This window comes from Mesorhizobium sp. EU05-FHT14A09, from assembly GCF_058790995.1.
Map to the genome: position 1 here is coordinate 90,305 of NZ_JBYTDF010000002.1, position 11,137 is coordinate 101,441.

Genomic DNA, 11,137 nt, shown 5'->3' on the forward strand with positions numbered 1-11,137 from the left:
ATCTTCAAAGATTGGGGACAGGTCTTGGCCAATCGTCCGAGCAGGCAACAGCCGCCAGAAGGCTGCGCAGCACGATGACGTCTGGGGGGATCGATCCACGGCGGTCGATCAGCTCGATCTGTCGTTGTGCGGCGATCTCAAGCCTGATGCCGGCCGGTACGGACATCAGCCAGTCGGCAAAGACCTCCTCCGGTGGCGGCAGCGGAGAGATCGCGGCCAGGATCATGCGGTCGACCTTTCGCGACCGCGCCACAACAGTCTTCTCGTCGTCGCGGATGGTCATGCCTCGATCTCCAGCGCGGTGAGCGGCTTTGAACAACAGGCGAGGATGTAGCCGTCGGCGATCTCCTCATCGAGGATGCCACCATTGTGGTTCATCTCGACGTCGCCCGAGACCTTCCTGACGCGACAGGTGCCGCACAGGCCGAACTCGCAGGCCGCCGAGATGCGAACGCCACTGGCCCTCGCCGCTTGCAGCACCGTCTGGCCAGGAACACAGTGCCCGTCGACATTGGAGCCAGTGAAACGCACCAGCACGGCCGTCTCTACCGGTATTGCAGCACCAGCCTCCGTCGTGTCCGGTGGCAGGACCTCCGCCGGAGGAGCACCGAAACTCTCCTGGTGGTAGTGGGCCATGTCGAAGCCGGCGGCTTCAAGCATGCCGCGCACGGCGCGCATGAACGGATCCGGTCCACAGCAGAACACCTCGCGCTCATGGAAGTCGGGCGACAGCAGCGGCAACCTGACGGCATCGATCCGCCCCATATGCCCGAACCAGCTTTCGCGGCTGGACCGCTCTTCGATCATGAAACCGAGCGACAGCCCCGGCATGTTGGCGCCGAGCAGCTCAAGCTCCTTGCGGAAGATGATTTCTTCCGGCCGCCTGGCGCAGTTGACAAAGGCGATGTCCGTCCATGGCGCACAGTCGTTCAGCCAGCGCAGCATCGACATCATCGGGGTGATGCCGGAACCGGCCGAAACGAAGAGATATTTCGCGGCAGGGTGGTTGTGATGCGAGAAATCACCGGCTGGGCCGCGTGCCTTGATGCGCGAGCCCCGCTTGAGATTGTCGAACATCCAGCGCGTGCCGACGCTGCCGGCCTGCGCCTTGACAGTTATGGCGATCGAAAGCGGTCGTGACGGTGACGAGGCCAGTGTGTAGGTGCGCATCAGTGGCCCCTCGGCCGTCGGCAGCTCCAGCGTGATGAACTGGCCCGGCTTGTAGCGGAACCAGGTCTGCGCATCCGAGCGGAAGGTGAACGTCTTCACGTCGGGCGCTTCATCGGTGATGCCGGCCACTTCCAGCACCTGCAGGCGATCGTTCCATGGCGCCATCTCGTCGAGATGGCGATAGAGGTGGATGCTCGTAACGGCGTTCATTGCAGTGGCCTCAGGCGACGCTGCGCAGCGCAGGTCTTTCGCCCTCGGTCAGCCGAGGCTCCATGAAACGCGCATACCACTCGACGAACTGGATGACGCCGCCTTCGTGCAATTCGGAATACGGCCCCGGCTGGTAGGCCGGCGAGTTGATGCCGAAGGCATTCTCCTCGACGATGCGGCGATCCTCGTCATTGGTCAGCGTCCAGACATGGATCAGGTTCTGCAGGTCGTAGTCGACACCTTCGACGGCATCCTTGTGCACCAGCCATTTGGTGGTCACCGCCGTTTCGGTGGCGCTGATGGGAAGAACGCGGAACGTCACCGCGTGATCGCCGAGAATGTGGTTCCACGTCGTCGGATAATGGTAAAGCATCAGGGTGCCGATACGATCAGTGGCGACACCGTCGGAGAGGTCGCGCTGCACGGCGCGCTGGCCTGTCATGGTGTAGCTCACCGCGTGTGGAAGCAGCGGCGCGCGTGTCGTGCGGTACTGACCAGCCGTATCGATGACGAAACGTGAAGGCAGCCCGGCGGCCTCGCAGCGCGCCCAGTGCTCCAGCAACTCGGGGTCGTCCTCGACGCCGTTGACGCCGGTCACGGTAGGCGCTTCCGGGAAGGTCTTGCACAATTCCGGATGGTTGCCCGCGCAATGATAGCATTCGCGGTTGTTCTCCCAGACCAGCTTCCAGTTGCCCTTTTCAACGATGGTACTTTCGAAGGCGATCTTGGCGTCAGCCAGGCGATGCGGCAGGAAATAGGGCTCCATCATCTGGCGGAAGGGGGCGAAGTCCGCCGGCTGGTCGGCCAGGCAGACGAAGATGTAGCCGCCGGCGCTTTCGCAGGCGACCGGCTTTAGCCCGTAGTCGTTACGGTCGAAGCCTTCGGCCATCTGCCGGGCGAACAAAAGCTTGCCATCGAGGTCGTAGGTCCACTGGTGATAGGGGCAGACCAGCCGGGCAGAGGTGCCCTTGTCGACGGTGCAGACGCGGCTGCCGCGATGGCGGCAGGAATTGTGGAAGGCGCGGATCTTGTTCTCGCGGTCGCGCACCAGCACGATTGGATAGGCGCCGATCTGGACAGTAAAGAAACTGCCGGGCTTGGTGATCTCGCAGTCATGACCGACGAACAGCCAGTCGCGGTACCAGATCAACTCCATATCGAGCTTGAAGAAATCCGGATCGGTGTAGAAGGGCTGTTCCAGCGAGAAGCCATCGCGCCTGGAGCGAATGAGCTTCAGCATTTCATGACGTGTGTCCATGTCCTGTCCTCGTCAAAGGACTGAACTGGTGGTGATGGAGGGTAGATGGCCATGTTGGACGGTCTTCGACCGGCGCACGGCTTTCTGCCTCTTGACCGCCCACCGCGATCAGTCGAGTTCCAAAAAGTCCACGGCTGGTTTCCGGGCTCCGAAGCTGTCCTTGGCGGACCCGTCTCGACACCTTCCCAAGCCTTCGCCCAGTGGCTGTCGTCGAGACAGAAGCTTCGCTACCGTTGCGGGGGCAGCGCCGGCATCAAACCGGCTTCCCAATTATCCCTGCGGCATGGTTCGCCGCAGAGCACCTTGAACATCACGATCTGATCACGGACGCCGCGCCGGTGCGATGACGAAAGCGACATCGGCGCAGTGCAAAGGCGACAGGCTGCGATTACTCGGCAGCCTCTGCAAATGGCGCAGGCACGTAGTTGAGAATCGGCCCAAGCCAACGCTCGACATCGGCAACGCCCATGCCCTTGCGCTGCGCATAATCCTCGACCTGATCGCGCTCGACCTTGGCGACCCCGAAATAGTAGCTCTCTGGCTGTGCCAGATAGAGCCCGGAAACCGACGAGCCGGGCCACATTGCCATGCTTTCGGTCAGGCGAACGCCAATCCTCTCCTCGGCATCCAGCAGGTTGAACAACGTCACCTTCTCGGTGTGATCCGGCTGGGCCGGATAACCGGGCGCTGGCCGGATGCCGCGATAGGGCTCACCGATCAGTTCGTCGGGCGCCAAGTTCTCATCGGCGGCATAGCCCCAGTATTCCTTGCGCACCTTCTCGTGCATGCGCTCCGCGAAGGCTTCTGCAAAACGGTCGGCCAGCGCCTTCACCAGGATCGAATTGTAGTCGTCATTGGCCCGCTCGAAGCGTTCGGCGATGGCGACCTCCTCGATACCGGCCGTCACGACGAAGCCGCCGATATAGTCGGGCCTGCCGCTGTCCGCGGGCGCGACGAAATCCGAAAGTGCGACATTCGGCTTGCCGTCCCGCTTGGTCAGTTGTTGGCGCAAGGTAAAGAAAGTGGCCAGTTCCCCTTCCCTGCCCTCATCGGCAAAAAGCCGGATGTCGTCGCCAACCGTGTTTGCCGGCCAGAAGCCGATAACGGCTTTCGGCGCGAACCATTTTTCCTCGATGATCTTCTTGAGCATCGCCTGCGCATCATCGAACAGCTGGCGCGCGGCCGGCCCCTGCTTTTCGTCTTCGAGGATCTTGGGGTAGCGGCCCTTCAGTTCCCATGTCTGGAAGAATGGCGTCCAGTCGATGTAGCGGGCAAGTTCGGCAAGGTCCCAGTTTTCGAACACCCTGGTTCCGAGGAAGGACGGTTTCGGCGGCTGGTAGCCGGTCCAATCGACCCGGTGTGCGTTGGCACGTGCCCTGGCCAGCGGCAGTCGCTGCTTTTCCCGCTCCGAGCGCTCATGCGCTTCGGTCACCTTGAGGTATTCCGCCTGGATCGTGTCGACATATCCCGTCTTCATTTCGGGCGAGAGCAAGCTCGAGACGACGCCAACGGCGCGGCTGGCGTCGGTAACGTAGACGGCCTGTCCCTTGTGATAGCGCGGATGGATCTTGACCGCGGTATGGACGCGGCTGGTCGTTGCCCCGCCGATCAGCAGGGGGATGTCGAACCCCTCGCGCTCCATCTCCGAAGCCACATGCACCATTTCGTCGAGCGATGGGGTGATGAGGCCGGAAAGGCCGATCACATCGACCTTCTCATTGCGCGCCGTCTCCAGGATCTTGGTTGCCGGCACCATCACGCCGAGATCGATGATCTCGTAATTGTTGCAGGCGAGCACCACGCCGACAATGTTCTTGCCGATGTCGTGGACATCGCCCTTCACAGTGGCCATCAGGATCTTGCCGGCGCTCTGGCGTTCGCCATTGTCGATGCCAGCGGCGGCATTGGCGAGCTTCTCGGCCTCCATGTGCGGCAACAATCCCGCGACCGCCTGTTTCATCACACGGGCGGATTTCACCACCTGCGGCAGGAACATCTTGCCAGCGCCAAACAGGTCGCCGACGACATTCATGCCAGCCATCAACGGGCCTTCGATGACGTGCAGGGGGCGCTCAGCCTTCAGCCGCGCCTCTTCCGTGTCGGCATCGATGAATTCGGTGATGCCATTGACCAGCGCATGCGAAATCCGCTCTGCGACCGACCATTCGCGCCAGGCGAGGTCTTTCTCCTTGGCTTCCCTGCCGGCCGTGCCTTTGTAGCGCTCGGCAATCTCGAGCATGCGCTCGGTCGCCGTGCCGCCGACCTTCGGCTGGCGGTTGAGCACGACGTCCTCGCAGGCTTCGCGCAACTCGGGATCGATCGATTCATAGACCGCCAATTGCCCGGCATTGACGATGCCCATGTCCATGCCGCGCTGGATGGCGTGGTAGAGGAACACGGCATGCATGGCTTCCCGCACCGGCTCATTCCCGCGGAACGAGAAGGAAAGATTGGAGATGCCGCCGGAGATATGGACATGCGGCAGCGTCGCGACGATCTCGCCCGTCGCCTCGATGAAGTCGACGCCGTAATTGTCATGCTCTTCGATGCCGGTGGCGACGGCAAAGACATTGGGATCGAAAATGATGTCTTCCGGCGCAAATCCGGCCTGCTCGGTGAGCAGCTTGTAGGCCCTCGTGCAGATCTCGACCTTGCGCGCCTTCGTGTCGGCCTGTCCGACCTCGTCGAAGGCCATCACCACCACGGCAGCGCCATACATCCGGCATAGCCTAGCGTGATGCAGGAAGGCCTCTTCGCCTTCCTTCATCGAGATCGAATTGACGATCGCCTTGCCTTGCACGCATTTCAGCCCGGCCTCGATGACATCCCATTTCGAGGAATCGATCATCACCGGCACGCGGGCGATATCGGGTTCGGCGGCGACAAGGTTGAGGTACTCGACCATCGCCTTTTGCGAATCGATCAGGCCCTCATCCATGTTGATGTCGATGACCTGAGCACCGTTGGCGACCTGGTCGCGGGCGACGTCGAGGGCAGCCGCATAGTCGCCGGCGGTGATCAGTTTCCTGAATTTGGCCGAGCCGGTGACGTTGGTGCGTTCGCCGACATTGACGAAGGGAATGTCCTTGGTGAGCGTGAACGGCTCCAGGCCGGACAGCTGCATGCGTGGCGACCGTTTCGGCTGGCTGCGCGGCGCATGTCTGGAAACCGCTTCGGCGATCGCCGCGATATGCTCCGGCGTCGAACCGCAACAACCGCCGACCACATTGACCAGTCCTTCGCGCGCGAACTCCTCGACCTGCGCAGCCATGAAGTCCGGGCTCTCGTCGTACTGGCCGAAGGCATTCGGCAACCCGGCGTTCGGATAGGCGCAGGTGAAGGTATCGGCCGCGGCCGAAAGTTCTGCCAGATGCGGTCGCATCGCGGCGGCCCCGAGCGCACAGTTCAGGCCGATCGTGAAAGGCTGTGCATGGCGGATCGAATGCCAGAAAGCTGTCGGCGTCTGACCGGACAGCGTACGGCCGGAAAGGTCGGTGATCGTGCCGGAGATCATGATCGGCAGCCGGACGCCCTTCTCCGCATAGATCTCCTCGCAGGCGAAGATCGCGGCCTTGGCGTTGAGCGTGTCGAAGATCGTCTCGATCAGGATGATGTCGGCGCCGCCGTCGATCAGCCCACGCAACTGCTCGCCATAGGCGAGACGCAGGTCGTCGAACGTGACAGCGCGATAGCCGGGATTGTTGACGTCCGGCGAGATCGATGCGGTGCGATTGGTCGGTCCTAGCGCACCGGCGACAAAACGGTGCCTGCCGTCCTCCTGCTCCGCCCGGCGCAGGGCGCGCCGCACCAGCCGCGCACCGTCGCGGTTCAACTCGTAGACCATGTCCTCCATGCCGTAGTCGGCCTGTGCAATCGACGTTGACGAGAAGGTGTTGGTCTCGACGATGTCGGCACCGGCCTTGGCATAGGCGTAGTGAATGTCTTCGATGGCCTTTGGCTGCGACAGGATCAGCAGGTCGTTGTTGCCCTGCTGGTGGCAGGCGCAACCGCCGAAACGATCGCCGCGGAAATGATCTTCCCCGAAACCGAGACCCTGGATCTGGGTGCCCATCGCACCATCCAGCACAAGGATGCGCTCCTGCGCGGCAGCCTCCAGTGCTGCGAGAATTTCCGAGCCGTCAGGGCGCGACGACAGCGGGCCGAAGAGTTCATCGACCGAAGACATATTGCGACACTCTTCATTCCAGGAACGACGTCGCTTAACTCAATCACATAAAGACATCTTTATGTCAACATGCAGGCCAATTTAACTCCTGCGCGATGTCTGCTGTTTTTTTGCGAATGCGACGCATCTGAGATAGGACTGGATGCGCGAAGAAATGGGCGAAGCCTGCAACGCCGAAGCTAAGCGGGAGAAATACAGGTTGGAACGGAACATCGCGGACCTATGCAGGGAATTCGGACTGAGACTCACCGGCCCGCGGCGAATCATCATGCAGGTCCTGTCCGATTCGAGCGATCATCCCGATGTGGTCGAGCTGCACCGCCGTGTCACAGCGATCGAACCGACGATTTCGCTGGCGACCGTCTATCGCACGGTCAACCTGCTGCGCGAGAAAGGTGTCCTGGAGCGTCATACCTTTGGCGATGGCCGGGCGCGCTACGAGACCACGCCACGCGAGCACCATGACCACCTCATCGACGTGGAAACGGGCAGCGTGATCGAATTCCACTCCGAGGAAATCGAGCGTCTGCAGGAAGAGATCGCCCGCAAGCATGGCTTCACCATCGTCAGCCACAGGCTCGAAATTTATGTCCGGCCCCTGAAGCGGAGCCGGACATAGTCATGACAAACGTGTCGGTATCTAAATGCCGGCACGGTTGGTTTCTGCTCGCGCAGCCCGCATCGTGCTGGCCAGGAAGGCCGCGATGAACAGGATCGTCAGCAACAGAACGATGGTCGGCGCCGGCGCGCTGTCGATGAAGAAGGACAGATAGACGCCGAGCAGCGACGCGCCCACCGCAATCACGACCGACAGCCAGAGCATGACGCTGAAACGCGTGGTCAGCAGGAAGGCGATGGCTCCCGGCGCGATCAGCATGGCGATGGCAAGGATGATGCCGACTGCTTTCAGCGCGCCGACGATGGTCAGCGAGATCAGGCATAGCAGGCCATAGTGCAGCACCCGGACTCGCAGCCCGACGGCTCTCGCCTGCGCCGGGTCGAAGGCATGCAGCAGGAAGTCCCGCCATTTGAGCGCAATGATGCCGGCAGTGATCATCGCAACGACTGCTGTCTCTGCGATATCGCGCAGCCCGATGCCCAGGATGTCGCCAAACAGGATGTGGTCGAGATGAACTTCGGACTGGATCTTGACGTAAAGCACCAGGCCTAGCCCGAACATGCCTGAAAACACGATGCCCATGACCGTGTCCTGCTTGATACGGCTGTTGTCCTTGAGAAAGCCGGTGGCGAGCGCGCAGATCATGCCGGCAGCAAAGGCGCCGACCGTGTATGGCAAGCCGATGATGTAGGCAACCACCACGCCGGGAAAGACGGCATGGCTGATCGCATCCCCCATCAGCGACCAGCCCTTGAGCACAAGAAAGCAGGAAAGCAATGCCGTAGGAACCGCAACCAGAACGGCGATCGCCATTGCGTTGATCATGAAGTCGAACTGGAAGGGAGCAAGCAAGCTGTCCAACATGATCATGCCGTCCTTTCCAGTGCCTCGGCGGCCCGTCGCCGCGCCGCCAGCATGCCGTGCTTGGGTGCGAAGAAGAATGCGATGAGGAAGATCAGCGTCTGCAGCACCACGATGATGCCGCCGGTCGCGCCGTCGAGGAAGTAGCTGGCATAGGCGCCGACGAAGCTCGTGGCCGCCCCGATGAATACGGCGATCACAAGCAGGCGCGGAAAACGATCGGTCAGGAGATAGGCCGTCGCCCCCGGCGTCACCACCATACAGATCACCAGGAATGCGCCGACCGTCTGGAGGGCGGCAACGGTCGATGCCGACAGCAAGGTGAAAAACATGATCTTGAGTGCAGCCGGGTTGAGGGCGATCGAACGGGCATGGCTTTCGTCGAAGAAGACGACCATCAGGTCCTTCCATTTCACCAGCAATATGGCCAGCGAGACGAAGCCGATGATGGCCAGTTGCAGCGTATCTTCGGGCGTGATGGCAAGGATGTTGCCCAGCACGATGGTCTGGATGTTCACGGAGGTCGGCGATAGCGACACCATGAAGAGGCCGAGCCCGAAGAAGGAGGAGAAGATCAACCCGATGATGGCGTCCTCCTTCAGCTTGGTGCGCTGGTTGAGGAAGAGCATTGCCGCAGCGGCGAGACCGCCGGAGAAGAATGCGCCGATCGAGAACGGCAACCCCAGCATATAGGCGCCAGCAACACCTGGCACGATCGAGTGCGAGAGTGCGTCGCCGATCAGCGACCAGCCCTTCAGCATGAGATAGCAGGACAGAAAGGCGCACACGGCGCCGACAAGCGCTGAAACCCACATGGCGTTCAGCATGTATCGGTAGCCGAATGGCTCGAGGAGTAGCACACTCATTCGCTGCCCTCCCTCACCTGCGGCTGCATCGACCCGCTTTCGCCATAAAAGACCAGCGGCCGCTCGTCATCGGTGATGACGGCGAGGCGACGCTGGTCGTTGTCCTCATGCAATCCGGTGCCGCCGAGCACGAAATGGCGCAGCACGCCACCGAAGGCTCTCTCCAGATTGGCCTGCGTGAAGGTCTCCGCGGTCGGACCGGAGGCCAGCACGGTGTTTTTCAAAAGCACGGTGCGGTCGCAGAATTCCGGAACGCTGCCGAGATTGTGGGTCGAGACCAGCATGACACGCCCCTCACCGCGCAAGGCGCGCAGCAGGTCGATGATGGCGTCCTCGGTCTTGACGTCGACGCCAGTGAACGGCTCGTCGAGCAGGATGACACGCCCGTCCTGGGCCAATGCGCGCGCCAGGAAGACCCGCTTCTTCTGCCCGCCCGACAATTCGCCGATCTGGCGCTTGCGGAATTCAGACATGCCGACGCGGGCGAGAGCCGCCGAAACGGCCTCACGGTCAGCAGCCTTCGGAATGCGCATCATGTTCATGTGACCGTAGCGGCCCATCATGACGACATCCTCGACCAGCACCGGAAAATTCCAGTCGACCTCTTCGGCTTGCGGCACATAGGCGACCAGGTTCCTGCGCAATGCCTCGGCGACGGGCATGCCCAGGACCTGGATGCTGCCCCTGGCCAACCGCACGAAGCCCATGATCGCCTTGAACAGGGTCGACTTGCCCGAACCGTTGACGCCGACCAGCGCCGTGATGGTTCCGGTCGGCACCTCGAAGCTGGCATCGCGCATCGCGGTCTGGCCGTTGCGATAGGTGACGGTCGCATCCCTGACGGAGATGCCAGCCGGTGAAACCGGCTGGGCGACGATCTTGAATGCAGCCGTCATTGCGAGAGCCCCTCGGCCAGGCCTTGCCGCAATGTGTCGGAGGTGACGCGCAACAGGTCGATGTAAGTCGGCACCGGCCCATCGGCCTCGCTCAGCGAGTCGACGTAGAGAACGCCGCCATAATGGGCACCCGTCTCGCGCGCGACCTGCCGCGCCGGCTTGTCGGATACCGTGCTTTCACTGAAGACCGCGACGATCCCGTTCGCTTTGACGGTATCGATCACCTTGCGGACCTGCTGCGGTGTTCCCTGCTGGTCGGCATTGATCGGCCAAAGATAGAGTTCCTGCATGCCGAAATCGCGGGCGAGATAGCTGAAAGCGCCTTCGCTCGACACCAGCCAGCGCTTGTCCTGCGGGATCTCTTCGAGCTTCTGGCGGATCGGAGCGATCGTCGCCTCGATCTTCTGCTTGTAAGCTTCCGCATTGGCCCGATAGGTGTCGGCATTGGCTGGATCGTTCGTGACAAAAGCGTCGCGGATGTTGTCGACATAGATCAGCGCGTTTTTCGGCGACATCCAGGCATGCGGATTGGGTTTGCCGGTGTAAGGGCCCTCGACGATGCCCATCGGTTCGACACCCTGAGAAACGACGGCGCTCGGCACGTCATGCAGATTCTGGAAGAATTTCTCGAACCACAGCTCGAGATTGAGGCCATTCCACAGGACCAGTTTCGCACCCTGCGCGCGCTGGATATCGCCCGGTGTCGGCGCGTAGTTGTGGATTTCGGCGCCAGGTTTGGTGATCGATTCCACAATCGCGGCGTCGCCGGCGACATTCTTGGCCATGTCGGCGATAACCGTGAAGGTAGTCACGGCCTTGAATTTTTCCTTTGCCGCAGCCGGCGCAATCGCAAGAACGGCAGCGATCGCAATGCCTATCGTTGCGGCCAGGATCGACCGTCTCTTCCCATCGTGCATAAACGCCTCCTTATTGCGAATAATTCTCATTTGCACTCGACCTTTGATGCAAATGAGAATTGTTTGCAATAATAATCTGTGATCGGCTGACGGTTAACGGGATCTGCTTCCTAAAAGAGGCACCCGCAACCGAGGCATGGCGAACAAGCTTGTG

9 protein-coding genes and 1 riboswitch are annotated in these 11,137 nt (G+C 61.5%); of the genes, 1 reads left to right on the plus strand and 8 read right to left on the minus strand.

The window, feature by feature from the left end; translation table 11 throughout:
• Window positions 1–4: 4 nt before the first annotated feature.
• The 4 genes from AC3WTO_RS07765 to metH form a co-directional block, all read right to left on the minus strand.
• Complete coding sequence (locus AC3WTO_RS07765; RefSeq protein ID WP_492460134.1) at window positions 5–283, minus strand: hypothetical protein; 279 nt, start codon at window positions 281–283, stop codon at window positions 5–7.
• Entirely contained in the window at window positions 280–1,380 is a 1,101-nt protein-coding gene (locus tag AC3WTO_RS07770; RefSeq protein WP_492460135.1) for an FAD-binding oxidoreductase, read from the minus strand. The genes AC3WTO_RS07765 and AC3WTO_RS07770 overlap by 4 nt, the downstream gene beginning before the upstream one ends.
• Window positions 1,381–1,390: 10 nt before the next feature.
• A complete protein-coding gene (locus AC3WTO_RS07775) occupies window positions 1,391–2,638 on the minus strand; it encodes an aromatic ring-hydroxylating oxygenase subunit alpha (protein WP_492460136.1) in 1,248 nt (415 codons plus the stop codon).
• 115 nt (window positions 2,639–2,753) lie between these two features.
• Window positions 2,754–2,959, minus strand: a riboswitch (cobalamin riboswitch).
• A gap of 67 nt (window positions 2,960–3,026) precedes the next feature.
• Window positions 3,027–6,824, minus strand: coding sequence for a methionine synthase (gene metH, locus AC3WTO_RS07780; RefSeq protein WP_492460137.1), 3,798 nt, complete (start codon window positions 6,822–6,824; stop codon window positions 3,027–3,029).
• Window positions 6,825–6,978: 154 nt separating this feature from the next.
• On the opposite strand from metH, the gene AC3WTO_RS07785 reads away from it, so the two are divergent.
• Window positions 6,979–7,443, plus strand: a complete 465-nt coding sequence (locus AC3WTO_RS07785; protein ID WP_492558409.1) for a Fur family transcriptional regulator — start codon at window positions 6,979–6,981, stop codon at window positions 7,441–7,443.
• Between the two features lie 21 nt (window positions 7,444–7,464).
• Here AC3WTO_RS07785 and AC3WTO_RS07790 read toward each other — a convergent pair whose 3' ends face one another.
• Genes AC3WTO_RS07790 through AC3WTO_RS07805 form a run of 4 tightly spaced genes read right to left on the minus strand, consistent with a single transcriptional unit; the run spans window position 7,465 to window position 10,983 of the window.
• Entirely contained in the window at window positions 7,465–8,313 is an 849-nt protein-coding gene (locus AC3WTO_RS07790) for a metal ABC transporter permease (protein WP_492460139.1), read from the minus strand.
• Window positions 8,310–9,170 (minus strand): iron/manganese ABC transporter permease subunit SitC, encoded by an 861-nt coding sequence (gene sitC, locus AC3WTO_RS07795; RefSeq protein WP_492460140.1) that lies wholly within the window; start codon window positions 9,168–9,170, stop codon window positions 8,310–8,312. Before sitC ends, AC3WTO_RS07790 begins: the two co-directional genes overlap by 4 nt.
• Window positions 9,167–10,066 carry a manganese/iron ABC transporter ATP-binding protein gene (locus tag AC3WTO_RS07800; RefSeq protein ID WP_492460141.1) on the minus strand — a complete coding sequence of 300 codons (900 nt, stop codon included), beginning with the start codon at window positions 10,064–10,066 and terminating at the stop codon, window positions 9,167–9,169. Before AC3WTO_RS07800 ends, sitC begins: the two co-directional genes overlap by 4 nt.
• On the minus strand, window positions 10,063–10,983 hold the full coding sequence (locus AC3WTO_RS07805) for a metal ABC transporter substrate-binding protein (RefSeq protein WP_492460142.1): 921 nt from the start codon (window positions 10,981–10,983) through the stop codon (window positions 10,063–10,065). The genes AC3WTO_RS07800 and AC3WTO_RS07805 overlap by 4 nt, the downstream gene beginning before the upstream one ends.
• Window positions 10,984–11,137 lie beyond the last annotated feature (154 nt).

Bases quoted from the DNA above. Each gene is read 5' to 3' on its own strand.
- AC3WTO_RS07805 (WP_492460142.1), bottom strand. From the start codon at position 10,983: ATGCACGATGGGAAGAGACGGTCGATCCTGGCCGCAACGATAGGCATT.
- AC3WTO_RS07775 (WP_492460136.1), bottom strand. From the start codon at position 2,638: ATGGACACACGTCATGAAATGCTGAAGCTCATTCGCTCCAGGCGCGAT.
- AC3WTO_RS07765 (WP_492460134.1), bottom strand. From the start codon at position 283: ATGACCATCCGCGACGACGAGAAGACTGTTGTGGCGCGGTCGCGAAAG.
- AC3WTO_RS07785 (WP_492558409.1), top strand. From the start codon at position 6,979: ATGGGCGAAGCCTGCAACGCCGAAGCTAAGCGGGAGAAATACAGGTTG.
- AC3WTO_RS07800 (WP_492460141.1), bottom strand. From the start codon at position 10,066: ATGACGGCTGCATTCAAGATCGTCGCCCAGCCGGTTTCACCGGCTGGC.
- AC3WTO_RS07770 (WP_492460135.1), bottom strand. From the start codon at position 1,380: ATGAACGCCGTTACGAGCATCCACCTCTATCGCCATCTCGACGAGATG.
- AC3WTO_RS07790 (WP_492460139.1), bottom strand. From the start codon at position 8,313: ATGATCATGTTGGACAGCTTGCTTGCTCCCTTCCAGTTCGACTTCATG.
- sitC (WP_492460140.1), bottom strand. From the start codon at position 9,170: ATGAGTGTGCTACTCCTCGAGCCATTCGGCTACCGATACATGCTGAAC.
- metH (WP_492460137.1), bottom strand. From the start codon at position 6,824: ATGTCTTCGGTCGATGAACTCTTCGGCCCGCTGTCGTCGCGCCCTGAC.